Below are 25,657 nucleotides of genomic sequence, written 5' to 3' on the forward strand. Positions count from 1 at the left end.
AGTAGCTCTCTCAACAAGTATTGGAAATCTAAGTGCCCAATCGTTAAGAACCCGTTAAGTGGGTGTCGTGGAACTGTCGTTCGCCCTCTCCACTCGCCTCGAAACTGTCAATGCCCTGATCTGCAGCAGGGTGTAGAACATTCTGAAAACGACATGCCCAATGTCGGAAAACGCTGTTGAACACTCGTTCATCCTTGGCTATGGTGGCCCCACTATCCGACGCTGAGAATCACTGCCATTCGTCGGGTTTCCGTCATTCGGATGAGGCCTTGCATGCGCTACTCGTCGCTTGTGGACAGGATGGTCGGACCCGGCATTGCTGCCTGGGACATTCACTACGCTGCCATCGCCGCCCAGCGCGCTGGCCAGGACGTCATCATTCTCAGCGTAGGCGATCCCGACTTCGCCACACCGGATTTCATCACCGATGCCGCCGTTGCCTCGCTGCGTGCCGGCGACACTCACTACAGCGACGTAGCCGGCAAGCCGGAGCTGCGCCAGGCGATTGCGGCGCTGCACCAGCGCCGATGCGGGCAGGCGGTGGCGGCGGAGAACGTCATCGTCGTCGCCGGCGCGCAGAACGGCCTGTTCGCCGCCGCGATGTGCCTGCTGGAGCCGGGCGACGAAGTGATCGTCTTCGATCCGGTCTACGTGACCTACGAGGCCACGCTGAAAGCCACCGGCGCGACGCTGGTGCCGGTGCCGACCCGGCCCGCCAACGGCTTTCGTCCCGCTGCCGCCGACCTGGCGGCCGCCATCACTGCTCGCACCAGGGCGATCTTCTTCGCCAATCCGAACAACCCAACGGGTGTCGTGCTTGATCGCGCGGAGCTGTCGGCCATCGCCGAACTGGCGAGTGCCCATGACCTGTGGGTGGTGGTCGATGAGGTGTACGAGGGGCTGACGTTCGAGCGCAAGCACCAGGGATTCGCCGCGCTGCCGGGGATGGCCGAGCGCACCCTGAGTATCGGCAGCCTGTCGAAGTCCCATGCGATGACCGGCTGGCGCGCCGGCTGGATCGTCGCCAACCCGACGCTGGTGAGACACCTGGAAAACCTCGCGCTGAACATGTTCTACGGCCTGCCGGGCTTCGTTCAGGAGGCGGCGCGGGTTGCCGTCGAGCGTCACGACGAGGTGGTGTCGGCGATGCGCGCGGTGTATCGCCGGCGCCGCGACCTGGTGGTCGCTGCGTTGAGCGATTGCCCCCGGGTGAAAGTGCTTTGCCCCGAGGCCGGCATGTTCGTCATGGTGGATGTGCGCGACACCGGCCTGAGCTCGCTGGACTTCGCCTGGCAACTGTTCCGCGCCACCGGCGTTTCGGTACTGGACGCGGCGGCCTTCGGTCCGCAGGCGGAAGGCTTCGTGCGGCTGTCGTTCGGCCTGAGCGACGAGAGCATGGCGGAGGCTTGCGCGCGGATGATCCGCTTCGTCGAGTCACTTCCTGCGGCTGCCGGCCGCGATGCGCCGCGCGCCGATGCCGGTCGCGCAGCGGATCCGCTCCCGCGAGAGCCGCAGGCCGCGAGCAGGCCGGTGATCGAGGTCCGCGATATCCACAAGCGTTTCGGCGACTTCGAGGTGCTCAAGGGCGTGTCGCTGTCGGCTCGCGAGGGCGAGGTGATCTCGCTGATCGGCGCCAGCGGGTCGGGCAAGAGCACGCTGTTGCGCTGCATCAACATGCTGGAGATTCCCAACCAGGGCACGGTCACCGTCAGCGGCGAGACCATCGGCCTTGCGCGCAATCGCCACGGCGAGCCGATGGTGGCCGACCAGAAGCAGCTCACCCGCATCCGTTCGCAACTGGGCATGGTTTTCCAGAGCTTCAATCTGTGGCCGCATCGCACGGTGCTGGAGAACCTGATCGAGGCGCCGACCTTCGTTCTGCACGAGAGCAAGCCCGAGGCCCGCGAGCGCGCCGAGGCGCTGCTCGAACGCGTCGGTCTGGCGGAGAAGCGCCACGAGTATCCGGCCTTTCTTTCCGGTGGGCAGCAGCAGCGCGTCGCCATCGCCCGTGCCCTGGCGGTGCGGCCGAAGGTGATGCTGTTCGACGAGCCGACCTCCGCGCTCGACCCGGAGCTGGTGGGAGAGGTGCTGCGGGTGATCCGCTCGCTGGCGGATGAGGGGCGGACGATGATCCTGGTCACTCACGAAATGGCCTTCGCCCGGGATGTATCGAGCCACGTGGCGTTCCTCCACAAGGGGCTGATCGAAGAGGAGGGCACGCCTGAGGAGGTCTTCTCGCGGCCGCGCAGCGAGCGCTGCCGGCAGTTCGTCAACGCGCACCAGAATCGCTGAGCGATGCCGCGCTGTCGGCGCATCGATGAGCGTGACCCATAACAATCGAAAACAAGGCAGGGGATCACGATGAACAAGAAAGGTCTGTGCAACTGGATGGTGGGTGCGGCGATGCTGGTGGCCGGCGCGACGAGCGCCCACGCCGAGACGATTCGCTTCGCCCTGGCCGCCGAACCCTATCCGCCGTTCTCGCAGAAACAGCCCGATGGTAGTTGGACCGGCTTCGAGCCGGACCTGATTCACAAGGTCTGCGCGCAGATGCAGGCGCAGTGCGAGATCGATGAGGTGGCCTGGGACGGCATCATCCCGGCGCTGCTGGCGAAGAAGATCGACGTGATCTTCAACTCCATGTCCATCACCGACGAGCGCGAGAAGCAGATCGCCTTCAGCCGTCCGTACTACGACACTCCGGTGGCGGTCGCCGCGCCGCAGGCGGTGGATGTGCAGATCAGCCCCGAGGGTCTGAAGGGCAAGACCATTGGCGTGCAGATATCCACCGTCAGCTCCAACTACCTGAAGAAGTACTACGAGAAGATCGCCGATGTGCGCTACTACGACACCCAGGACTCGGTGAACGCCGACCTGGTGGCGGGACGTATCGACCTGATGATGGCCGACGGCATTGCGGTAGCGTCCTTCGTCAAGTCGCCGGATGCCCAGGCCGCTGGCATCGTCAACAAGGGCGAGGTGAAGTACGACCCGGTGTTCGGCCGCGGCGTCGGCGCCGGCCTGCGCAAGGACGACGCCGCTCTCAAGGCGCGGCTCGACGACGCCATCGGCAAACTGCTCGCCAGCGACGATTACAAAGCGCTGTCGGACAAGTACTTCGGCATGAGCGTCGCGCCTAAGCAGTGACTCCGTTGATCGCCTGCGCGCCAGTCATCGTGGCGCGCGGGTGAGACTTCGTCGTGGAGAATGCCATGCAAAGCATCTTCGACCTGATCGGCTTCGGTGCCACCGGCTGGGGCCCGGCGCTACTCAAGGGGCTGCTGGTCACCCTGCAGATTTCCGTCGGCGCCTTCCTGGTCGGCTTGTCGATCGGGCTCGCCGCGGCCAGCGCGAAGATCGGCGGGCCCTGGCCGCTGGCGATGCTGGCGCGCGGCTATACCACGCTGTGCCGCGCGGTGCCTGAGCTGCTGCTGATCCTGCTGCTGTTCTACGTCGGTTCGATGGGGCTCAACCAGTTTTTCGCCTGGCTTGGTTACGGCGAGGTGAAGCTCAACGGCATGGCGGTGGCCGTCGTCGTGCTCGGCCTGGTGCAGGGGGCTTATGCGTCGGAGATATTCCGTGGTGCGATCCAGTCGATTCCCTATGGGCAGATCGAGGCGGCGCGCGCCTATGGCATGCACGGCTTGGGTCTGTTCCGCCGGGTGACTCTGCCGATGATGGCGCCCAACGCACTGGCGGGTATGGCCAACTTGTGGGTCAACCTGATCAAGGACAGCGCGCTGATCAGCGTGGTGGGCACCAACGAGTTGCTCTACACCGCCAAGCAGGCCGCCGGGTCGACTCGGCACTACCTGACCTTCTACCTCACCGCGGCGGCGCTGTACTACGTGCTCACCGTGCTTTCCAATCTGTTCGCGGGCTACCTGGAGCGGCGTTTCCGCCGCTGGATTCCGGCGGTCTGAACGAGGCGCGGCGATGAACGAACACTGGCTATTGGTCTACGGTGCCCTGCTCTTGAAAGGTCTGGGTACCACCCTGGTGCTCCTGCTGATTTCCGCCTCGTTGGGCTTCGTGCTGGCGCTGGGCGTGGCGCTGGCGCGGATGTCGCGCAATTTCCTCGTCTCGCGCCTGGCGCTGGCGTACACCAGCGTGATTCGCGGCACGCCGCTGCTGGTGCAGATCTACATCTTCTACTACGGGCTGGGCAGCCTGTTCGCGCAGTTCCCGCTGATCCGCGGCAGCTTCCTCTGGCCCTATCTGCGCGATGGCTTCTGGTACATCGTCATTGCCCTGATCCTGTCGGTCGGCGCCTACGTTGGCGAGGTGGTGCGCGGCGGCTTGAAAGCCGTGCCCCGGGGTGAACTGGAAGCGGCCTCGGCATTCGGCATGAACCACCGGCTGGTGCTCTACCGCGTCTGGCTGCCACGGGCTATCCGCCTGCTGCTGCCGACCCTGGCGGGGGAGAGCGTGATGCTGCTCAAGTCCACCGCGCTGGCTTCCACCATCGCCGTGGTCGACCTGCTCGGCGCGGCCAACGTGGTGCGCGCGCAGACCTTCCAGATATACGAGCCGCTGCTGCTGGTGGCCGCGATCTACATCTGCCTGACATTCATCATCGAGGCGCTGTTCGCCGTACTGGAGCGCACCACGCCGGTTCGCCGCGAGGCGCAGAAGCCGGCGCAGCGTTCCTGGCTGGGCAAGCGTCGAGCAAGAACGGCGGTCTGATAATCCATGATTCGCCCAACGACACTCAGCCGGTGCGCTGCAGATCGTCAGGCGTAGGCGCCGCGACGCAATCCCTCCACCCAGCGGCGGCTGAGTTCCAGGCCGTCCTCGGCGCTGAAGGTGGCAGGGTTCAGGCACCACTCCAGCCAGAGGCCGTCGAGCATGGCGGAGAGCCCGATGGCGGCCAGGCGCGGGCGCGCCACGGCGAAGCCTTCGGCGTGGGCGAGGTCGCCGATGAGTTTTTCGAGGATGGCGAGGTAACTGTGGTAGCCGCGCTCGTGTGCTTCGTTCACTGGCGGCGAGTGGCGGATCAGGCTCCAGAATACTACCCAGGGGCTGAGCAGGTCGGGGTCCAGAACCTGGGGCGAGAAGGAGCCGGTGAGGAAGGCTTCCATGCGCGCGGCGGGGTCGTCGCCGACGGCATCGACCTGTTGGTAGAGCGCCTGGGTGACTTCGCTGGCGAGGGTCTCGTAGGCCTGGGCGACGAGTGCGTCGATGCTGCCGAAGTGGTGGTTCACCAGCCCGACGGCGACACCGGCTTCCCTGGCGATGCGGCGCACCGAGATGCCCGCGTGGCCTTCGCTGACCAGGCACTTGAGGCAGGCGCGCACCAGATGGTTGCGGCGCTCCCCCGAGGTGGCGCGCTGGGCTTTCTGGCGAGGGCTATCCACGGGCGGCGTCCTTCTGCGGGGAGATTTGCGGGTTCGGTGGCTCCGATACTAGGAGCCGCGAAGGAAGATTTCCATTGGCGATTCGGAGAGAGGGGAGGCTGGATGATCGAGGATGTTTCTTTCAGTGTGCCGGGAGACTCGGGAGCCGAACTGCGGGTGCGCGCCTGGCGTATCGATGCTGGCAGGCCGGGGCCGAAAGTGCATCTGCAGGCCGGCGTGCACGCCGATGAGATCGCCGGGATGCTGGTGCTCCACGAGCTGCTTGCGCGTCTGCGCGACGCCGCCGAACGCGGTGTGCTGCACGGCAGCGTGACGCTGGTTCCGCAAGCCAATCCGATCGGCATCGGGCAGTTTCGCCAGGGGCGCATTCTCGGCCGCCACCACGACGCGACTTCGCGCAACTTCAACCGTGGCTTCCCGGCCTCGGCGGCTGCCGGCGGTACGCTGGACAACCTCTCGCTCTGGCAGAAGCGCCTCGCCGAACTGGCGGCGCCGGCGGACATCGTGCTCGATCTGCATACCGACGACGAGGCAGTGCAATACGTCTACCTGCATGAGTGCTTCTGGCCGGCGGGCCAGGACCTGGCCGCGGCACTGCGCGCCGAACTGGCGATCATCTGGGATGGGGACAGCGACGGTGCCTTCGAGGAAGTGGTGATTGCACCCTGGCTCGCCGAGCAGGACTTTGCCGGGCGCCTGGTGGCCACCGTCGAGCTGCGCGGCCAGGGCGATGTCAGCGATGCGCTGGCGCGGCAGGACGCCGATGGCATCTACCGCTTCCTCGGCGCCCGCGGTGTGGTGAGCGATGCGCAGCCGCTACCGGAGTGGAAGGGTATCGCCACGCCCATCGGCTTCATGGAAACGGTGTTCGCCCCTGTCGCCGGCGTGCTGGTGTTCGAGCGCGAGCTGGGCGACTGGATCGGGGCGGGCGAGCGCATCGGCCGCATCATTGCGCGGCCCGGCGACGCAGCCAGCGAGCATGTCCTGCGCGCCCCGCAGGCCGGCATGTTCGCCACGCGATACCGCGACCGGCTGATTCCGCGGGGAGCGATTGCCGCCAAGCTGACCGGCAGCGTGCCATCGAGCACCTGGAGTGCGGGGGCGCTCGATCCGTGACGGGGCGCGTCTCGCGTGGCATGGCCTGCAATCGCGGCTGGCACGAATGAAAACGCCCGCGCGAGGCGGGCGTTTTCGATGGCAGGAACTCAGTGGTGTTCGCGGGTGGCGCGGAAGGTGATGTCCGGCCAGCGCTCTTCCATCAGGCTCAGGTTCACGCGGGTCGGCGCCAGGTAGGTGAGGTGGCCGCCGCCGTCCACGGACAGGTTCTCGAAGGCCTTGTCCTTGAACTCCTTGAGCTTCTTCTCGTCCTTGCACTCGATCCAGCGCGCGGACCAGACGTTGATCTGCTCGTAGGCGCACTCGACCTTGTATTCCTCTTTCAGGCGGCTGGCGACGACGTCGAACTGCAGCACGCCGACGGCGCCAAGGATGATGTCGTTGTTGCGCTCGGGGAAGAACACCTGCGTCGCGCCTTCCTCGGCCAGCTCCTGCAGGCCCTGGCGCAGCTGCTTGGACTTGAGCGGGTCCTTCAGGCGCACGCGGCGGAACAGTTCCGGGGCGAAGTGGGGGATGCCGGTGAAGCCCAGCGCCTCGCCTTCGGTGAAGGTGTCGCCGATCTGTATGGTGCCGTGGTTGTGCAGGCCGATGATGTCGCCGGCATAAGCCTCTTCCAGTTGCTCACGCTCGCTGGAGAAAAAGGTCAGCGCGTCGGCGATCTTCACGTCCTTGCCCAGGCGCACGTGGCGCATCTTCATGCCCTTCTCGTACTTGCCCGAACAGATGCGCATGAAGGCAATGCGGTCGCGGTGTTTCGGGTCCATGTTCGCCTGGATCTTGAACACGAAGCCGGAGAACTTTTCCTCGGTCGGCGCCACGGTGCGCTCGTGGGCTCCACGCTCCAGCGGTTGCGGCGCCCAGTCGACGATGCAGTCGAGTACCTGGTCTACGCCGAAGTTGCCCAGCGCGGTGCCGAAGAACACCGGGGTCATTTCGCCCTTGAGGAAGGCGTCCTTGTCGAACTCATGGCAGGCGCCCTGCACCAGTTCCAGTTCGTCGAGGAAGCTGTCGTAGAGGTCGCCCAGGTGCGCACGGGCTTCGTCGGAGTCGAGCTTGTCGATAATCTTCGTCTCGATGCGCTCGTGGCCGTGGCCGGGCACGTAGACGATGATCTTGTCCTGGGCGAGGTGGTACACGCCCTTGAAGTCCTTGTAGCAGCCGATCGGCCAGGTGATGGGCGCGGCCTTGATCTTCAGGACCGCTTCGATTTCGTCGAGCAGCTCGATGGGGTCGCGGATGTCGCGGTCGAGTTTGTTGATGAAGCTGACGATGGGCGTGTCGCGCAGCCGGCAGACTTCCATCAGGGCGATGGTGCGTGGCTCTACGCCCTTGCCGCCATCGAGGACCATCAGTGCCGAGTCCACCGCGGTCAGGGTGCGGTAGGTGTCTTCGGAGAAGTCTTCGTGGCCGGGAGTGTCGAGCAGGTTGATCATGTGCTCGCGGTAGGGGAACTGCATCACCGAGGTGGTGATGGAAATGCCGCGCTGTTTCTCCATCTCCATCCAGTCGGAGGTGGCGTGACGGTCGGATTTACGCGACTTCACGGTACCGGCGACGGCGATCGCCTTGCCCATCAGCAGGAGCTTCTCGGTAATGGTGGTCTTACCGGCGTCGGGGTGGGAAATGATCGCGAACGTGCGGCGTTTGGCGACTTCGGCGGCCTGGATGGTCATGGATGCGTGCCTGGCTGGAATCGATGATGGGCCCGGATCGGCCCAAAAGCGCGGGATTATAACGGGAAATGACCGGCCAATCAGCGCCACCGGGCACCCGGTGGTTGTTCCGCGGCCAGGTGGCTTCGCTGAACTCGCTCCCAGACGGTTTCCCAGGGGCGCGACGGTGAGTCCGGCAATGGGCTCCTCATTCGGGTAGAAAAGGTCGGCCGACACCTCTTGTCATTCGGCTGAAACCCGCGTCTGTGCAGCATTTCATGACGTTTTGTTAAGGATTCGAAACGAAACGCCGGGTCGCGACAAAGGGTTATGAAAAAGCGGCAATTTTTGATTGATCTGTGGTGCCTCTGGTCCTAAAGTTCGCGCCCGAACGCTCATGCTGGAAACGATCCATCCGGCTCAAGTACTGACGACGAGAGGTTGCCGACCTGGCGACTCCGCCGCCCCGGCAGGGGCAGGGAGCCCTGGAGAAGTCGGAACCGGTAATGCTCGGCGACATGCCTTGGGAAGTAGGCGAACCAAAGTGGGGAAACTGATCAGGCGTTCATGGCTCGAAAGACAAGAGCCGTCCCTCTTTTCAATTACGTGTTTTGCCATTTGGAGTCCCAACCATGTCCATCAAGGTCGAGGATTACTTCGCCCCCGAAACCTTCCAGCGCATGAAGGCGTTCGCCGACAAGCAGGAAACCCCCTTCGTCGTCATCGACAAGCAGACCATCGCCAACGCATACGACCAACTGACCGACTGCTTCCCCTTCGCCAAGATCTACTACGCGGTGAAGGCCAACCCCGCCACCGAGATCACCGAGCTGTTGCGCGACAAGGGCTCGAACTTCGACATCGCCTCCATCTATGAGCTGGACAAGGTGATGAAGACCGGCGTGGGGCCGGAGAAGATCAGCTACGGCAACACCATCAAGAAAGCCCGCGACATCCGTTACTTCTATGAGAAGGGCGTGCGTCTGTTCGCCACCGATTCCGAGGCTGACCTGCGCAATATCGCCAAGGCCGCACCGGGGTCGAAGGTCTACGTGCGCATCCTCACCGAAGGCTCCACCTCCGCCGACTGGCCGCTGTCGCGCAAGTTCGGCTGCCAGACCGACATGGCCATGGACCTGCTGGTGCTTGCCCGCGACCTGGGCCTGGTACCGTACGGCGTGTCCTTCCACGTCGGCTCGCAGCAGCGCGACATCGGCGTGTGGGATGCGGCCATCGCCAAGGTGAAGGTCATCTTCGAGCGCCTGAAGGAAGAAGACGGCATTACGCTTCAGATGATCAACATGGGCGGCGGCTTCCCGGCCAACTACATCGCCAAGACCAACAGCCTGGAAACCTACGCGGAGGAAATCATTCGCTTCCTCAAGGAAGACTTCGGCGACGAGCTGCCGGAAATCATCCTGGAGCCGGGCCGTTCGCTGATCGCCAACGCCGGTATCCTGGTCAGCGAAGTGGTGTTGGTGGCGCGCAAGTCGCGTACCGCCGTGGAGCGCTGGGTGTTCACCGACGTGGGCAAGTTCTCCGGCCTGATCGAAACCATGGACGAGTCCATCAAGTTCCCGATCCACGTGGAGAAGCAGGGCGAGCTGGAAGAAGTGGTGATCGCCGGCCCGACCTGCGACAGCGCCGACATCATGTACGAACACTACAAGTACGGCCTGCCGCTGAACCTGGCCGCTGGCGATCGCCTGTACTGGCTGTCCACCGGTGCGTACACCACCAGCTACAGCGCGGTGGAATTCAACGGCTTCCCGCCGCTGAAAGCGTTCTACCTGTAACACTCGCTGCACTGAAAAGCCCCGCACCGCGGGGCTTTTTCATTTGTGCGAACTGCTAGGCTGGAAGCTCGTCCTGCGGAGTATCGAGCTTGCCGACAGCCGGAATTTCCATCATCACGCTGGGTATATCCGATCACGGCAGTACTACCAGCGGCCGGACTGCAACCTGTCTTCCAGCAGCAACGAAAACATCGTCTTCCCGCAGGGGCGCCACCTGGTACTGGCGCTCTACGGGCGTCAGGCGCTGGCCGTGGCTGCCGGTAGCCGCGCCACCAAGGCTCCGTAGCATGTGTCCTGGAATGGTTGCTCGGGATATGTTGCCGACCCGGACGGGCATCTCTGGGAGTGCGCCTTCAATCCGTTCGTCTCGTTCACCCCCGCCGGGGAGCTGGTTCTGCCCGAGTGAGCGCGAATAGGTCGTGCCAAATGAAAACGCCCCGCAGAGCGGGGCGTTTCGTCAAACAGAGTGGATCAGCCTTCGTGGGGCGGCCTGACCTTCTCCGGTATCTGCGCGGTGGTCGGCGCCCGGCTTCCCTTGACGATCTCCTGCTGCGGCGCCGATTTGTCCAGCGGCAGCTTGTCGAAGTCGTGCAGGCCATCCTTCTTGTACGGGTCGCCGATCCAGCGCGGGACCACGGCGAACTGGTCGTTCACCAGGCTCTTGGCCGGCTCGAAGCGGTCGTAGCTCAGGCCGGCGAGGTCCGAGATGGTGTGGATCAGGTGCGAGCTGCTATACGGACGGCTGGCCGCGACCTGCAGGTTGCGCGGGTGCTCGGCCTGCCAGCTCGGCGAGGTCCAGATCATGAACGGGATGGTGTACATCGGCCGGGTCGGGGCGTTCTCGTTGCGGCCCAGGCGGTCGTGGTTACCCGAGCTGTAGACATCTTCGCCGTGGTCGGAGAGGTACAGCAGGAACCCGTTCGGGTCGGCTGCCGAGTAACGCTTGATCAGGCTGGAGATGACGAAGTCGTTGTAGCGGACGGCGTTGTCATAGAAGTTGTAGGTTTCCACCTGGTCGTCGGACAGCGCCGCCGGAGCGCCCTGGCGGTCCTTGAAGTAGGCGTACTCTTCCGGGTAGCGGTAGCGATAGTCCATGTGCGTCCCCAGCAGGTGGACGACGATGAACTTCTTCGGCGCCGGATCCTTTAGCGCCTTCTCGAACGGGGCCAGCACTACGCCGTCGTACTGGCTGGCGTTCTGGTTGCGCTGGTTGTTCAGGTAGGCCTGCTCGTCCGTCTGCTGCGAGAAGGTGGTGAGCATCGTGTTGCGCTTGGTCATCGTCTGCTGGTTGGTGATCCAGAACGTCTTGTAGCCGGCCTGTTTCATCAGGTTGATCAACGACGGATCGGTGAGGAACTTGTTGGGGTTCTGCTCGTCACCGAAAGTGAGGATCTGCTGCATTACCTCGATGGTGTACGGACGCGGCGCGACCACATTGCTGAACACCGTGAGGTTCTTGCCGTCGGCCGCGAGGGCGTCGAGGTTCGGCGTGGTCTCGCGCGGGTAGCCGTAAAGGTGCATGTGCTCGCGGGTAGTGGACTCGCCCAGTACCAGCACCAGGGTGCGCGGCGCGTCGCCGGTGCTGTCCCGCAGGTGCTGCAGCGGCGGCAGGGAGGCGTTCTGTTCCAGCAGTTTCTGCATGTTGTCCAGTTGCTGGCGGTACTGGCGATAGCCGACCACCAACTGCCACGGCACCGCAGGCTCCATGCGCTGCTGCACCTTCTCCAGGGCTTCGTCGAAGCTGCGCCCCTGGGTCACCATCTGCTTGTAGAAGGGATAGAGCAGGTTCATCGCCACCAGCAGCACCGCCACCGGGACGCGGGAGTACTGCGGCAGGCTGACCGGACGCACACGGCGCCACAGCAGCACGGCGACCACGGTGTAGACCAGCAGTGCAAGGCACAGCCAGAGACTGAAGTACTGACTGAAGTACTCGCCGGCTTCCGCCGTGTTCGACTCGAACATGACGAAGATGACGCTCTGCGAGAACTCCTGGTGATAGATGCCGAAGTAGCTCAGTCCGACCAGCGAGGCGCCCCACAGCACCAGGCCGATGACGGCGGAGATGCCACGGGTCCAGCGCGGCAGCAGCAGCACCGGAGCAAGCCAGAGTGAACTGAGGAAGAAGGCATCGCGGAAACCGGCGAACCCGGTGGTGCCGCTGAGCAGGATCAGCAGTTGGGTGACACCGGAAAAGTACCAGAAGAACAGGAACAGCCAGCCCAGGCCGGCCCAGTCGACGCCTTTGCGGACGGAAGGGGAAGTAGTGGTAGACACATACGCCTCGTCGAGTCGGACAAACGGCTGCAGTCAGCAGCCGCGGAAAGGCGGCGAGGCTACCCGTGGTGACGTGAAAATTATGTCAAATTGAAACAGAATTATGCTGTGCGAGCGGCTTCCAGGCGGCTGCGGTCGGAAGCGTCGCCAAGTTCGGCGGCGCGTTGGCAGTATGCCGTTGCCAATTGGCGCAATGCCGCCAGCGGGGAGTTGGCCAGTTGTTCCCGGGCGACCCGAAGGAAGTTCAGGTTGCCGCCCTCCAGTGCGCGTTGCAGCCAGGACAGGGCGCCGCCGAGGTCGCCGCGCTCGGCCAGCATCGTGGCGAGGCTGAACTGGCCGCGGAAGTCTCCGGCTTCGGCGGAGCGTTCGTACCAGCGGTACGCGGCCTCGACATCGCGTGGTACCACCAGTCCTTCCTCGTGGAAGCGGCCGACCAGATTCATCGACTTGGCATGCCCCAGATCAGCGGCGCGGCGGTACAGCGCCAGAGCATGGGCTTCGTCGCGTGCCACGCCGCGTCCGGTGGCCAGCAGGTTGGCCAGGTTGTACATCGCCCAATCCAGGTCGGCTTCGGCTGCCAGAGCGTAGTGGCCAGCGGCCGCGGCAGGATCGGCGGTGCAACCCCAGCCGTGCTCCAGGCAGCGACCGAGCATGTTGCGCGCCATCGCGTGGCCGCGCTGGGCGGCGATGCCGAACCAGGTCAGCGCCAGCGCCGGGTCCCGCTCGATGCCGTGGCCGTCTAGAAGTATCTGCCCGAGCAGAGCCTGGGCTTCCAGCTCGCCGTCGCGTGCCGCGCAGAGGATCAGCCGGGCAGCCTGGCGGGGATCGTTCAAGTCGTTGAGGCTGACTTCCTCATCGCGGCGCAGGACGAAACTCATCGGCTCAGACGTCCACCCAGCGGCGCAGCAGGTTGTGATAGGTGCCGGTCAGCTCGATCAGCGCCGGGTGGTCTGGCACATCGCGGGTCAGCGCCTGGATCGACTGGTCCATCTGGAACAGCAGGGCACGCTGGCTGTCCTCGCGCACCAGGCTCTGGGTCCAGAAGAACGAGGCGATGCGTGCGCCGCGGGTCACAGGATTGACCTTGTGCAGGCTGGTGGCGGGGTAGAGCACTAGGTCGCCGGCCGGCAGCTTGACCTGCTGGGTGCCATAGGTGTCCTGGATCACCAGTTCGCCGCCGTCGTAGTCATCAGGATCGCTGAAGAACAGCGTCGACGACACATCGGTGCGCACCCGCTCGCGGCCGCCAGCGATATCGCGCACGGCGTTGTCGATGTGGAAGTCGAACGAGCCGCCACCGGTGTAGCAGTTGAACAGCGGCGGGAAGACCTTGTGCGGAAGGGCGGCGGACTGGAACAGCGGGTTGCTCCACAGGCGCTGCAGCATGGCTTCGCCGATTTCCCTGGCCAGCGGGTGGTCCTGGGGCAACTGCAGATTGTGTTTGGCGCGGGCCGACTGGTAGCCGGCGGTGCTCTTGCCGTCAGCCCACTCGGCCTGTTCCAGGGCCCCCCGAATACGTGCGACCTCGTCACGGGAGAAAATGCCGGGAATATGCAGCAGCATGGTGCGGTTCCATCGATGCCTGAAAGTTTGCCAATGATAATGATTTGCAACAGCTGGCTACAACTGTCATGACCCTGCGTTTCGCATGGGTAAAGTGTAAATCTTGTAAATCATGTGCGTATGAGAATATCTGGTAATTGATACAAATTCTTAATTGCAATAAATTGCGCGGCCTTCATGACCCCCTGGGGAGGGATTTGCAATGTCGCGCCAATCGTCCGATCTCGCCGGCACCAAGCCGCGTCTGCTGGTATCCGCCGTCGGTGTAGCGATCACCGCCATGTCCGGCAGTCACCTGGTGCATGCCGCGGAGGGGAAACCGAGCCAGGACGTGCTGTCCCTGGATGCCGACACTGTCGTTGGCGCTCAGCAGCAGGATCCGACTACCTACAATGTCGAGAAGTCCGCGTCGAAGAAGTACACCGCGCCGCTGCTGGATACCCCGCGCTCGGTGACCGTCGTGCCGCAGCAGGTGATCAAGGACACCGGCGCGCTGACCCTGCAGGACGCCCTGCGTACCGTCCCGGGCATTACCTTCGGCGCAGGCGAGGGTGGTAACCCGACCGGCGACCGTCCCTTCATCCGTGGCTTCGACGCGCAGAGCGACACTTACGTGGATGGCGTGCGCGACACCGGCGCGCAGTCCCGCGAGGTGTTCAACCTCGAACAGATCGAAGTCAGCAAGGGGCCGAACTCGGCGTTTGGCGGCCGTGGCTCGGCCGGTGGCAGCCTGAACCTGATCAGCAAGCAGGCCAAGGCCGGCAACTTCACCGATGGCAGCTTCACCTATGGCTCTGACCAGACCCGCCGCTACACCATCGACACCAACCAGGAATTCCTCGACGGCAACGCCGCCTTCCGCCTGAACCTGATGACCCACGACCAGAACGTCGCCGGCCGCCAGGCGGTGGACGCCAGCCGCTGGGGTATTGCGCCGTCGCTGACCTTCGGCCTCAACGGTCCGACCCGTCTCACCGTCAGCCACTACCATCTGGAAAGCGACGATACCCCGGACTCGGGCATTCCCTACGCCAAGAGCGCCGATCGCAGCAAGCACAACCCGGACAAGCCGGTGCATGTCGATCGCGACAACTATTACGGCCTGGAAGACCGCGACTTCCAGAAGAGCCGCATCGACACCAGCACCATCACCGTCGAGCACGATTTCAACGATGCCCTGAGCCTGCGCAACACCACGCGCTACGGCACCGCTCACCAGGACTATATCTGGACCCAGCCGGACGACAGCCAGGGCAACATCAACAACGGTACGGTCTGGCGGCGCAACAACAACCGCATCAGCACCACCACCACCGCGACCAACCAGACCGACCTGTTCGGCGAGTTCTACGTCGCCGGCTTCAAGAACAGCTTCACCACCGGCCTGGAGTTCACCCGCGAAGACAGCAAGCGCGACTCCTACACGGTCAACACCAACACCGGGCTTAACAGCAACAAGTGCCGCCCGGCGATCGTTGGCGCGCCTAGCGGCTACAACTGCACCAGCCTGGAAAACCCGAACCCGCACGATCCGTGGAATGGCAGCATCAGCCGCAACTACACGCCGCTGAACACCGTCGCCACCACCAAGGCGATCTACGGCTTCGACACCATCGACCTGAACGAACAATGGCAGATCAACGTCGGCGCGCGTTTCGACAGCTTCGAAACCACCGCCAAGGATCACGCCAAGGGCACCAAGTTCGAAGACAGTTCGAATTTCTGGAACTGGCAGGCCGGCGTGGTCTACAAGCCGGCGCCCAACGGCAGCATCTACGCATCCTATGCCACCTCGGCGACCCCGCCGGGCGCCATGCTCGACAACGGCGACACCTCCAACTCGGTCGACACCTTCGCGGTGAAGAACAACCTGGAGCCCGAAGAAACCACCAACTACGAAATCGGTACCAAGTGGAACTTCTTCGACGAGCGCCTGGAGCTGACCGCGGCGATCTTCCGTACCGACAAGGACAACGCCCGCGTGCTGGTGGCCAACCAGACCTATGATAACGCCGGCCAGTCCCGCGTAGACGGCGTGGAGCTCTCCGCCAGCGGCAAGCTGACCGACAAATGGAAGGTCTTCGCCGGCTACAGCTACCTCGACAGCGAACTGGTCAAGGCTGGCAAGGCCGGTCGTAACGGCACGGTGAACGCCACCGCCGTGTCCAACGACGGCAACAAGATGCCCAACACTCCGGAAAACAGCTTCAGTCTGTGGACCACCTACGACATCCTGCCCAACGCCACCATCGGCGGCGGCACCTTCTATGTCGACAAGGTGTACGGCGACGTGGCCAACACCATGTACGTCCCGGACTACTGGCGCTACGACGCGATGGCCAGCTACAAGCTGAGCAAGAACGTCGACTTCCAGCTGAACGTGCAGAACGTCTTCGACAAGAAGTACTTCGACAAGGCCTACGCCTCGCACTACGCGTCGCAGGCCGCCGGCCGCACCGTTCTGCTGAGCACCAACTTCCACTTCTAAGGTCCGCCCCCTGGGCGAACCACCCCGGCCGACGCTCCTCGGCCGGGGTTTTTGTTTGTCCAGTGTAAGGACTGGGTAAAGGTTGTAAAAATCGGCTGCATTTGCGAGCCGTTCTCAATAAAATTCTGCCCTGCGCAAAGTGCGGTATGACGTGAGGCCACGGTGTTGAAGAAAGTCTGGTTCCAGTTGCATTGGGTGTTCGGAATCAGCGCTGGCCTGGTGCTCGCGCTGATGGGGCTGACCGGGGCGATGCTGTCGTTCCAGGATGAAATCCTGCGTGCCGCGAACCCCGCCAGCCTCACCGTGGAAAAGCGCGCCGGGGGCACATTGCCGATGGGCGAACTGATTCGCCGGGTGGAAGGCGCCGAGCCGGGCAAGAAAGTCGCCTTCGTCTGGGTGAAGGTCGACGGTGACGAGGCCGGGCGCATCTTCTACACGCCCAAGCCGGGGCAGCGCCGTGGCGAGGCCCGCTACGTCGACCCGTACACCGCTCAACTCCTGCCGGCGCCCAGGGGCGAGGGCCTTTTCAACTTCATCATGCAGTTGCACCGCTTCCTTGCCGCTGGCGAAGCGGGCAAGCAGGTGACTGCCGCCTGCACGCTGATCCTGCTCTACCTGTGCCTTTCCGGCCTGTACCTGCGCTGGCCGCGCAAGGCGCTGAACTGGCGCGCATGGCTGGCCTTCGACTGGCGCAAGAAGGGCCGCGCCTTCAACTGGGACCTCCACGCCGTGGCCGGCACCTGGTGCCTGGCGTTCTACCTGCTGGCCGCGCTGACCGGCCTCTACTGGTCCTACGACTGGTATCGCGGCGGCCTCTTCAAACTGCTCGACGATACCCCCGCCGGCCAGCACAAGGGGCTGCGCGGCGGCGGCAAGCGCGGCCCGGCGCCGGAAGGCCCGCCGCCGGTGCTCGATGCGGATGCTGTCTGGGCCACGATCCAGCAGACCGGCGGCGCCTCGATGACCGCCTACAACCTGCGCATGCCGCCAGTGAAGGGCCAGCCGGCGACCGTCTTCTATCTTCTCGATGACGCCGCCCACGACCGCGCCTTCAACGAGATGACCATCGACCCGGTCAGCGGCGAGCTGCTGGGCGACAAGCGCTACAACGACAGCAGCTTCGGCAAGCAACTGTTGACCAGCGTGTATGCGCTGCACGTGGGCAGCTACTTTGGCCTCACCGGGCGCATCCTGATGATGCTGGCGAGCCTGTCGATGCCCCTGTTCTTCGTCACCGGCTGGCTGCTCTATCTCGACCGCCGGCGCAAGAAGCGCGCAGCGGTCGTGGCCCGCGGCGACCTGCGCAATACAGGTGGTGCCGATGCCTGGCTCGTTGGCTACGCCAGCCAGAGCGGGTTCGCCGAACGGCTGGCCTGGCAGAGCGCCGGCCAACTGCAGGCCGCCGGTTTGCCGGTGCGCGTCGAGCCCCTGGCGAAACTCGACCGAGCGCAACTGCAGCAGACCCGCAATGCGCTGTTCGTGGTCAGCACCTTCGGCGATGGCGAAGCGCCGGATAGCGCCCGCGGCTTCGAGCGCCAGGTGCTGGGGCAAGCTCTCGGTCTGCACGACCTGCGCTTTGCCGTGCTGGCGCTCGGTGATCGCCAGTACGAGCAGTTCTGCGGTTTTGCCCGGCGCCTGCAAGGCTGGCTGCAAGGGCAGGGCGCGCGCCCGCTGTTCGAGGGGATCGATGTCGACAATGGCGATGCCGCCGCACTGCACGACTGGCAGCAGCAACTGGCCCGGCTTTCAGGCAGTGCTCCGCAGGCGGCCTTCAGCGCGCCGGCCTTCGAGGTCTGGAGCCTGGTCGGCCGCGAGCACCTCAATCCCGGCAGCCAGGGCGAGTCCACCTGGTTGCTGCGCCTGGCCGCACCGAGCGATTCGCAGATCGACTGGAGCGCCGGCGACCTGGTGGAAATCGCCCCGCGACAGCCCGAATTCCTGGTCGAAGCGTGGCTCGATCGTCTCGGCCTGGATGGCGACGCCAGCGTGCAGGCCGACGGCATCGCCACGCCACTGCGGATCGCCCTGGCCGGCTGCCTGCTGCCCGGCAACCTCGAACACCTGGTCGGCCAGCACGCGCAGGCGGTGTACGACGCGCTCATCAAGCTCTCGGTGCGCCAGTACTCCATCGCCTCGCTACGCAGCGATGGCGCACTGGAGCTGATCGTGCGTCAGGAGCAGCATGCCGACGGCTCGCTGGGTATCTGCTCCGGCTGGCTGACTGAATACCTGCCCGACGGCGGCAGCCTGTTGCTGCGTTTGCGCCGCAACCGCAGCTTCCACCTCAGCGCGGACGACCGCCCGCTGATCCTGATTGGCAACGGTACTGGCCTGGCAGGCTTGCGCAGCCTGCTGCGCGCCAGCATTGCCGAGGGCCGCCGCCGCAACTGGCTGTTGTTCGGCGAGCGCAACATCGCCCACGACTTCTACTGCCGCGAGGAACTGGAAGGCGCACTGGCACGTGGCGAATTGCAGCGCCTGGACGTGGCCTTCTCCCGCGACCAGGCCGAGAAGGTCTACGTGCAGGACCGCCTGCGCGCCAGCGGCGAGGTGTTGGCGCAGTGGCTGGAGGACGGTGCGGTGATCCACGTCTGCGGCAGCCTGCAGGGCATGGCGGAGGGCGTCGACCGCACCCTGCGCGAGTTGCTCGGCGATGCCGAGGTCGAAGCGCTGCTGGAGAGCGGGCGCTACCGTCGCGACGTGTACTGAGGCGGCGCCTGCCACCCGGCATTGACCGCCACTCAAACAAAAAGGCCCCCGCGATTGCGGGGGCCTTTTTTGATGTCGGGAAGCGGGTTCAGATGCAGAAACTCATATCCAAAGAAAAACAGCCAGCACCGCTGCGAAGAACCCCCACTTCTGCAGGTAGTACAGCTTGCGGTTGCGCTTCTTCAGTGCCTTGCCCTGCAAGCGGATCTTGTACAGCGAAGCGAAGGCGCGGTTGATCCCGCCGGTCTTGTCGCCGGCATCGTTGGGCGATGCGGCGGCGGCCATCACGTTGCGGCTGAACCAGCGATTGAAGGCGGTCGCCCAGCGGTACTTGAGTGGCCGCTCGATGTCGCAGAACAGAATCACCCGGTCATGGTCGGTAGTGTTTTCGGCGTAGTGGATGTAGGTCTCGTCGAACACCACGGCTTCGCCATCGCGCCAGTGGTAGCGCTCGCCGTCGACCTCGATGAAGCAGGCCGGGTCGTTCGGCGTCATCAGGCCCAGGTGGTAGCGCAGCGAGCCGGCGTACGGGTCGCGGTGGCGAACCAGCCGCGAGCCCGGCGGCAGCTCGGCGAACATCGCCGCCTTGACCGACGGAATCTGCCGCAGCAGTTCGGTGGTTTTCGGGCAGAGTGCATCGGCGGACGGATGGCTGTCGTCGTACCACTTCAGGTAGAAGCGTTTCCAGCCGCTCTTGAAGAACGAGTTGAAACCCACGTCGTTGAGCTGGTCGGAGCGCTTGATGCTGCCGGCGTCGCGCAGATGCAGCGCTTCGCTGCGGATGGCTTCCCAATTCTCGGTGAGCAGGCGCATTTCCGGAAACTGTTCGGTCGCCAGGTACGGGCGGCTCGGTACCTTGGAGAACAGGTACATGATGCAGTTGATTGGCGCCAGGAAGCTGGAGTGGTCAGACAACTGGCGCGTGAACTTGTGGCGCACCCGTCCACGCAGGTGGACATAAACGATGCTCAGGCCGAAGGCGGCCAATATGGCGGCTTTGATCATTCGGGGGAGGTATCCACGAGTAGAGACTGCAAATGGTACTCCTCCCCGGCGTGACTGAGTATTCTCCGAAGGCCAAAGGCCAGAGTCTGCTTTACCCTGTAGGAAATTTAGAAGGATGGCGAGACCGATGACCGAGCGCACGATGCGACTCCTGCTCAACTGCGACATGGGCGAAAGCTTCGGCGCCTGGCGCATGGGTGACGACGTCCACGCCATGCCGCTGATCGACCAGGCCAATCTTGCCTGCGGCTACCACGCCGGCGACCCGCTGACCATGCAGCGAACGGTGCGCCTGGCGGTGGAGCAGGGTGTCAGCATCGGCGCGCACCCAGCCTACCCGGACCTCGCCGGCTTCGGTCGCCGTCACATGAACTGCTCCCCGGAAGAGGTGCAGGCGCTGGTGCTCTATCAGGTTGGCGCGCTGGACGCCTTCTGCCGTGCGGCCGGGACCCGCGTGGACTACGTCAAGCCGCATGGCGCTCTGTATAACGACCTGGTGCGTGACGATGCGCTGCTCTCGGCGGTCCTTGAGGCCTGCGCCGCCTATCGCAAGGGACTGCCGCTGATGGTCCTGGCGCTGGCTGACAATGGCCGCGAACTGCAACTGGCCGATGCCGCCGACGTGCCGCTGATATTCGAAGCCTTCGCCGACCGCGCCTATCTGCCCGACGGCCAACTCGCCCCGCGTCGCCTGCCCAATGCCGTGCACCAGGAGCCGCAGCGCATCCTCGACCAGGCCCTGGCCATCGCCCGTGGCGAGGCTTTTGCCGATATCGATGGCAACCCGCTGCGCCTGCGCGCCGACAGCCTCTGTGTGCATGGCGACAACCCCGAATCCCTGGCGGTGCTGCGGCGCCTGCGTGGTTTGCTGGACCAGGCATGATCCGCCTCGAAGCCTTCGGCGCCCAGGCGCTGCTGATCACCCTGGCCGAGTCCCCGGACGATACCTTGCCGTTACGCATCGCCCAGCTCGCCGAGCGAGCACGCTGCGAGCTGGGCGCGTTGCTGACCGACTGCGTGCCCGGCTGGACGACGCTGGTGCTGCACTACGATGTGCGACGCATCGATCTGGCGCTGCTGCGCACGCGGGTTCAGGCGCTGCTGGCCGACTGGCCGGGCGTTGCCGTCGCCGAAGCATCGGGGCGCGTGCATGAAATCGCCGTGTGGTACGCCGGAGAAGACCTCGCGGAGGTCGCGCGTCAGTGCGGACTCACGCCCACCCAGGTAATCGACCTGCATGCTGGCCGCGACTACCGGGTTGGCGCCATTGGTTTTGCCCCGGGGTTCGCCTACCTCGGCGAGCTGGACGAACGCCTCACCCTGCCGCGCCGCTCCACTCCGCGCACCTTGGTACCCGCCGGCAGCCTGGCCATCGCAGAGCGGCAGACGGCTATCTATCCGCAGGCATCGCCGGGCGGCTGGCACTTGCTGGGGCGCACGGCGCAGCGGCTGTTCGATCCGCGCCGTGAGCCGCCCTGCCCGCTGGCAGTGGGGGATCGCGTGCGCTTCGTTCCCGTCGACGAAGTGGCCTATCGCGCCGCCGGTGGTGGAACATGAGTCTGAAAGTCATCGCCTGTGGTCCGCTGTGCCTGTTGCAGGATGGCGGGCGGCAAGGCTGGCAGCGGCTGGGTGTCTCGCCCGGCGGGCCTGTGGACAGGCACGCGGCGGCCTGGGCCAATCGCCTGCTGGGCAATGCCGCGGACGCTGCGTTGCTGGAAGTCGCGCTGGGCGGCCTGGAGCTGGAGGTGCAACAGGATACCTGGTTGGCGCTGACCGGTGCCGAGCTGCCGGCGGTTCTCGATGGCGAGCCGTTGCTGGCCTGGTCGCGCTTTCGCGTGCGGGCCGGCCAGCGCCTGCGCCTGGGCTTTGCCCGTGCCGGCCAGCGCGCTTATCTCGCGGTGGCGCAAGGTTTCCGCTCGGCCCCTGTGCTGGGCAGCGTTGCGACCCAGGCGCGGGAAGGGATCGGTGGTCTGGCGGGAGATGGGCGGCCGCTTGCAGCGGGTGACGTGCTGGACTGTGCTGTCGATGGCGAGCGGTTCGCGCGAGGCGCCAGCGTGCCCTGGCCGTATCGGCCGGAATATCGTGAAACCCCGACGCTGCGGGTGCTGCCGGGACCGGATGGATTCACCGATCAGCAGCGGCAGGCGTTCTTCGCCCAGACCTGGCAGATCAGCCCGCAGTCCGACCGCATGGGTGTGCGCCTACGTGGCGAGGCGCTGGTGGCGCCGCGCCGGCAGTGGTCGCTGGGTGTGGTGGATGGAGCGATCCAGATTCCGCCGGATGGCCAGCCGATAATTCTACTTGCCGATCGCCAGACGATGGGCGGCTACCCGGTGTTCGGCGTGCTGCACCCGCTCGACCTTGGCCGGCTGGCGCAATGCCCTGCGCACAGTGAAGTGCGCTTGCGCGAGGCGAGTGTGGAACAGGCGCAGGCGGACCTGCGCGCGTTCCTGCGATTCTTCGAGGGCTGACTCTCAGCCTTCGAAGCGTTCGCCGTGAAACACCCGGCGGGGATTGCCGCGCTCCAGTCGGTGGTGCACCAGCCTGCGCTCGGCACGCAGTCGCTGCTGGCCTGTTCCGCGCGCTCGGCCAGTTTGCGGGCGATCAGCAGCAGCGCCAGGCGCTTGTTGGCGTGCTGGCTGCGCTCGCTCTGTATCTTCACGCTCAGGCCGCTGGCGATATGGGTGGCGCGCACCGCCGAGTCGGTGGTGTTGACGTGCTGGCCTCCGGGGCCGGAGGAGCGCAGGGTTTCGAAGCGCACTTCGCTCTCCAGGCTGGCCGGGGGCGCACTGAACAGTGCGCCGCCGAAGTACCAGTTCTTGCGTCCGTGGTTGGGCCGGTAAGGGCTGGCGCAGACCCATTGCAGGGTGCCGCTCCAGCTCTCGGCCAGCGTCGCCGCGGACTCGCCCTCCAGCGCCAGCAGCACCGAGAGCAGGGTGCCCCGGCGCGGTCCGGCGCCCTGTTCAAGCAGACGAACCTCGACACCCGTGGCTTCGGCCTCGCGCAGCAGGCGCTGCAGAGCCTTGGCCACGGCCAGCGCACATTCGTCCGGCCCCTGGGCCGCGGAAAGTTGCAGCAGGATCATCAGCAGCACTCCCCACGGGTCTTGTAGGTCAGGACCGGTTTGAGCCGTGCCAGCACTCGCAGCAGCCCCGCTTCACGCAGTGCGCCGACTACCGAGTCGATGGCCTTGTAGGCTTCCGGCGCCTCCTCGTAGATCAACCCGCGATCACCGCAGATCACCCGGCTGCCCAGCGCGGTGCGTGATAGCTGCTCGACGCGGTAGCGCGCCGAGAGACGCTCCTTGCACTCGCTGCGCATCCACTTGCGTCCCGCGCCGTGGGCGAGGGAGAAGAGGCTGCGCGGGTCGGCGACCGGCTCCACCAGGTAGCTGTAGTCGCCGCGCGAGCCGGGGATCACCATCACCCCGCGATCCGCCGGTGTCGCGCCCTTGCGGTGCAACCAGCCGTCGACCCCGTCGACCTGCGCTGGGCTGACCAGGTTGTGGTTCACGTCCAGCACCTGGGCGCCGTCGGCCCGCAGGCGGTCGAGCATGCGCAGGGCGATCAGCTCACGGTTGGCCTCGGCGAACCGCAGTGCGCCGTCATGGCGAGCCAGATAGTGCGCGCAGTCGTCGCTGCCTTCGGCCAGGCCCTGGTGGCTGAAGCGGTCCACCTGCTCGCGCAGGATGGTTTCGCCCAGGCCGCGCGAGCCGCTATGCACCAGCAGGAGCAGATGGCGCCGGTCGAGGCCCAGGGCCGCTACGGCGTCGTCGTACGACTGATCGAGTTGCTGCAGTTCAGCGAAGTGGTTGCCGCCGCCGATGGTTCCCAACGAACGCTCGTGGCCGCAGGGTGGGAGATCGAAGCTGGCGATACGCTCGCTCCAGTCTTCGTTCAGCGGACCGTCGAGGTTGCCGAGGCGCTTTTCCAGCTTGTCCAGGTTCAGCTTGGCGGTGGCCAGGTCGGTGCGCCACAGCGCCATGCCGCAGCCGATGTCGTTGCCCACCAGCGCCGGATACAGGCGGCCAGTGGAGAAGAACGTCGCACCGATCGGATAGCCGCGACCGGGGTGCAGGTCCGGCATGCCGGCGACCCGCTGCATGCCCGGCAGGCGAGCGGTGGTTTCGAGTTGCTGGATCGCTTTACCTTCGATCCAGGTGTCGTCCGCGGCGATCAGGGTGATGCCGTCGGACAGATTTTGGATGCAATTGCCCATTGTCCAATCCCATTAGGAATGAAACGAAAAAAGAGGATGGGGGCAGGCCGGAGCCGGGCAATGCGAAGCCGCCGAGGGACGGCGGAGGCGATCAGACCAGGCGCGACCTGCAAAGGGTAATCAGTGTTTGCATGATGTCTCTCCTTTGCAGTCGGTTGATGGAAGGCCGCGAATGATAGGCGCGCAGTTTGCCGCACGCAATCTTCGTCATTTCGGCAGGTGTCGCAGCGGTAGTGGCGCCGACTCCTTTACCGTCTGGATCGCGAAGTTGCTGCGGATGTCGCTCACCCCCGGCAGCTTGAGTAATGTGCCGGTGAGGAACTGCTCATAGGCGCGCAGGTCGGGTAGGACGACCTGCAGAAGGAAGTCCGATTCGCCGCTGACCAGGTGCACCGAGATGACTTCCGGCAGGTCGATCACCGCCTGGCGAAAGGCGCTGGCGCTGGTGTCGCTATGGCGCTCGACCTTCACGCCGACGAACACCGTCAGGCCCAGGCCGACTTCGTCTCGGCCCAGTTCGGCGTGGTAGCCACGGATCATCCCGGCCTCTTCCAGCAGGCGTACCCGGCGCAGGCAGGGGGAGGGCGAGAGGCCGATCTCCTCGGCGAGTTGCACGTTGGTCAGGCGTCCGTCGCGTTGCAGGGCGGCGAGGATGCGGTGATCGTAGGCGTCGAGTTTCGGGCTTGGCATAAATGGACCGTTTCTTTCGGTTTTATTGGCAGAAGATGCCAGTAAGCTGGCCGATGATGGTCGAATTCGCAAGCACCTGCCTCGGCCTTCGGGCATAGAATCCTTATCCGCAATCACTCGTGCGGAGCTACTTTCATGGATATCGGCGTCTTTCTGCTGGCTCTGGCGATGGTCTACCTGCTGCCTGGCCCGGACATGATCCTCCTGTTGCACACCGGTGCCCGCGAAGGCGTGCGCGCCGCGTTGTCGACCGCCCTGGGGCTGGCCCTGGCACGGGCTTGCCACGTGGCGTTGGCAGCGACGGGCCTGGCGCTGCTGTTCCGCACGGCGCCCTGGACCTTCGATGCGGTGCGTGTCGTCGGCGGCCTCTACCTTGCTTGGATCGGCCTCAGACTGCTGCGTGCGCCGCTCGAGCCGCCGGCCGCCGCTACCTCCGCGCCTGCGATTGCTGGCGCCGGATGGCGTGCCTTCCGGCGCGGGTTGTTGACCAATCTGCTCAATCCCAAGGCACTGCTGTTCTGTTCGGTGCTGCTGCCGCAGTTCATCCAGCCGCAGAATGGTCCGTTGATGCTGCAGTTTGCGCTGCTGGGCGGCGTGCTGGTCGTGGTGGGGCTGGGCTTCGATGCGTTCTACGCCATCAGCGGCGAGCGCATGGGCCGCTGGCTCGCGCGGCATCGGCTGATGCAGCGCCTGCAGCAATGGGGGTTTGGCGGAATTTTGCTGGGCTTCGGTGTGCGTCTGGCGCTGGTGCGGGATTTGTAGGCGCGTACGGCTCGGCTGCGTCCA

Annotated in this window: 21 protein-coding genes and 1 pseudogene; 13 read left to right on the top strand and 9 right to left on the bottom strand. The window is 65.1% G+C overall.

The window, feature by feature from the left end; all coding sequences use genetic code 11:
• Positions 1-273 precede the first annotated feature (273 nt).
• The 4 genes from OU419_RS28875 to OU419_RS05210 all read left to right on the top strand — a co-directional run bounded on the left by OU419_RS28875 (position 274) and on the right by OU419_RS05210 (position 4,686).
• On the top strand, positions 274-2,292 hold the full coding sequence (locus OU419_RS28875) for an aminotransferase class I/II-fold pyridoxal phosphate-dependent enzyme (protein ID WP_302328877.1): 2,019 nt from the start codon (positions 274-276) through the stop codon (positions 2,290-2,292).
• A 69-nt stretch (positions 2,293-2,361) separates the two neighbouring features.
• Positions 2,362-3,147: a transporter substrate-binding domain-containing protein gene (locus OU419_RS05200; protein ID WP_254471060.1), complete on the top strand. Its 786-nt coding sequence runs from the start codon at positions 2,362-2,364 to the stop codon at positions 3,145-3,147.
• Between the two features lie 65 nt (positions 3,148-3,212).
• The gene (locus tag OU419_RS05205) at positions 3,213-3,923 is read left to right on the top strand and encodes an ABC transporter permease (RefSeq protein ID WP_254471059.1); all 711 of its coding nucleotides are present in this window, start codon (positions 3,213-3,215) and stop codon (positions 3,921-3,923) included.
• A gap of 13 nt (positions 3,924-3,936) precedes the next feature.
• On the top strand, positions 3,937-4,686 hold the full coding sequence (locus tag OU419_RS05210) for an ABC transporter permease (RefSeq protein ID WP_254471058.1): 750 nt from the start codon (positions 3,937-3,939) through the stop codon (positions 4,684-4,686).
• Between the two features lie 47 nt (positions 4,687-4,733).
• Here the strand turns inward: OU419_RS05210 and OU419_RS05215 are convergent, their stop codons facing one another.
• The gene (locus OU419_RS05215; protein ID WP_254471057.1) at positions 4,734-5,357 is read right to left on the bottom strand and encodes a TetR/AcrR family transcriptional regulator; all 624 of its coding nucleotides are present in this window, start codon (positions 5,355-5,357) and stop codon (positions 4,734-4,736) included.
• A gap of 102 nt (positions 5,358-5,459) precedes the next feature.
• Here OU419_RS05215 and OU419_RS05220 point away from each other — a divergent pair, with 102 nt between their 5' ends.
• On the top strand, positions 5,460-6,473 hold the full coding sequence (locus OU419_RS05220) for a M14 family metallopeptidase (RefSeq protein WP_254471056.1): 1,014 nt from the start codon (positions 5,460-5,462) through the stop codon (positions 6,471-6,473).
• An 89-nt stretch (positions 6,474-6,562) separates the two neighbouring features.
• Here OU419_RS05220 and OU419_RS05225 read toward each other — a convergent pair whose 3' ends face one another.
• Positions 6,563-8,146, bottom strand: coding sequence for a peptide chain release factor 3 (locus tag OU419_RS05225; RefSeq protein ID WP_254471055.1), 1,584 nt, complete (start codon positions 8,144-8,146; stop codon positions 6,563-6,565).
• Positions 8,147-8,757: 611 nt separating this feature from the next.
• On the opposite strand from OU419_RS05225, the gene OU419_RS05230 reads away from it, so the two are divergent.
• Positions 8,758-9,921: a type III PLP-dependent enzyme gene (locus OU419_RS05230; RefSeq protein WP_254471054.1), complete on the top strand. Its 1,164-nt coding sequence runs from the start codon at positions 8,758-8,760 to the stop codon at positions 9,919-9,921.
• A 43-nt stretch (positions 9,922-9,964) separates the two neighbouring features.
• A complete protein-coding gene (locus OU419_RS05235; RefSeq protein WP_254471053.1) occupies positions 9,965-10,207 on the top strand; it encodes a VOC family protein in 243 nt (80 codons plus the stop codon).
• Positions 10,208-10,392: 185 nt separating this feature from the next.
• On the opposite strand, the gene OU419_RS05240 is transcribed toward OU419_RS05235, so the two are convergent.
• The 3 genes from OU419_RS05240 to OU419_RS05250 form a co-directional block, all read right to left on the bottom strand.
• Positions 10,393-12,198 carry a phosphoethanolamine transferase CptA gene (locus tag OU419_RS05240; RefSeq protein ID WP_254471052.1) on the bottom strand — a complete coding sequence of 602 codons (1,806 nt, stop codon included), beginning with the start codon at positions 12,196-12,198 and terminating at the stop codon, positions 10,393-10,395.
• Positions 12,199-12,299: 101 nt separating this feature from the next.
• Positions 12,300-13,076 carry a tetratricopeptide repeat protein gene (locus OU419_RS05245; protein WP_254471051.1) on the bottom strand — a complete coding sequence of 259 codons (777 nt, stop codon included), beginning with the start codon at positions 13,074-13,076 and terminating at the stop codon, positions 12,300-12,302.
• A 4-nt stretch (positions 13,077-13,080) separates the two neighbouring features.
• Positions 13,081-13,761 (bottom strand): Fe2+-dependent dioxygenase, encoded by a 681-nt coding sequence (locus OU419_RS05250; RefSeq protein WP_254471050.1) that lies wholly within the window; start codon positions 13,759-13,761, stop codon positions 13,081-13,083.
• Between the two features lie 202 nt (positions 13,762-13,963).
• Here OU419_RS05250 and OU419_RS05255 point away from each other — a divergent pair, with 202 nt between their 5' ends.
• Positions 13,964-16,249, top strand: coding sequence for a TonB-dependent receptor (locus OU419_RS05255; RefSeq protein WP_254471049.1), 2,286 nt, complete (start codon positions 13,964-13,966; stop codon positions 16,247-16,249).
• Positions 16,250-16,414: 165 nt separating this feature from the next.
• Entirely contained in the window at positions 16,415-18,958 is a 2,544-nt protein-coding gene (locus tag OU419_RS05260) for a PepSY domain-containing protein (protein ID WP_254471400.1), read from the top strand.
• A 102-nt stretch (positions 18,959-19,060) separates the two neighbouring features.
• Here the strand turns inward: OU419_RS05260 and lpxO are convergent, their stop codons facing one another.
• Positions 19,061-19,960, bottom strand: coding sequence for a lipid A hydroxylase LpxO (gene lpxO, locus OU419_RS05265; protein ID WP_254471399.1), 900 nt, complete (start codon positions 19,958-19,960; stop codon positions 19,061-19,063).
• A gap of 130 nt (positions 19,961-20,090) precedes the next feature.
• On the opposite strand from lpxO, the gene OU419_RS05270 reads away from it, so the two are divergent.
• The 3 genes from OU419_RS05270 to OU419_RS05280 are packed head-to-tail and all read left to right on the top strand — an operon-like array spanning position 20,091 to position 22,434.
• A complete protein-coding gene (locus OU419_RS05270) occupies positions 20,091-20,846 on the top strand; it encodes a 5-oxoprolinase subunit PxpA (protein ID WP_254471048.1) in 756 nt (251 codons plus the stop codon).
• A complete protein-coding gene (gene pxpB / locus OU419_RS05275) occupies positions 20,843-21,520 on the top strand; it encodes a 5-oxoprolinase subunit PxpB (protein WP_254471047.1) in 678 nt (225 codons plus the stop codon). The genes OU419_RS05270 and pxpB overlap by 4 nt, the downstream gene beginning before the upstream one ends.
• On the top strand, positions 21,517-22,434 hold the full coding sequence (locus OU419_RS05280) for a 5-oxoprolinase subunit C family protein (protein WP_254471046.1): 918 nt from the start codon (positions 21,517-21,519) through the stop codon (positions 22,432-22,434). The genes pxpB and OU419_RS05280 overlap by 4 nt, the downstream gene beginning before the upstream one ends.
• A 155-nt stretch (positions 22,435-22,589) precedes the next feature.
• On the opposite strand, the pseudogene prfH reads toward OU419_RS05280, so the two are convergent.
• The 3 genes and pseudogenes from prfH to OU419_RS05295 form a co-directional block, all read right to left on the bottom strand.
• Positions 22,590-23,048 (bottom strand): annotated as a pseudogene (prfH, locus tag OU419_RS05285) (peptide chain release factor H); the annotation flags it as partial.
• Positions 23,048-24,181 (bottom strand): RNA ligase RtcB family protein, encoded by a 1,134-nt coding sequence (locus OU419_RS05290; protein ID WP_254471045.1) that lies wholly within the window; start codon positions 24,179-24,181, stop codon positions 23,048-23,050. The gene OU419_RS05290 and the pseudogene prfH, both read right to left, overlap by 1 nt.
• 207 nt (positions 24,182-24,388) lie before the next feature.
• Positions 24,389-24,871 (bottom strand): Lrp/AsnC family transcriptional regulator, encoded by a 483-nt coding sequence (locus tag OU419_RS05295; RefSeq protein ID WP_254471044.1) that lies wholly within the window; start codon positions 24,869-24,871, stop codon positions 24,389-24,391.
• Positions 24,872-25,006: 135 nt separating this feature from the next.
• Here OU419_RS05295 and OU419_RS05300 point away from each other — a divergent pair, with 135 nt between their 5' ends.
• Complete coding sequence (locus OU419_RS05300) at positions 25,007-25,633, top strand: LysE family translocator (RefSeq protein ID WP_254471043.1); 627 nt, start codon at positions 25,007-25,009, stop codon at positions 25,631-25,633.
• Positions 25,634-25,657 lie beyond the last annotated feature (24 nt).

The sequence above is a fragment of the Pseudomonas triclosanedens genome, assembly GCF_026686735.1.
Taxonomy (GTDB): domain Bacteria; phylum Pseudomonadota; class Gammaproteobacteria; order Pseudomonadales; family Pseudomonadaceae; genus Pseudomonas; species Pseudomonas triclosanedens.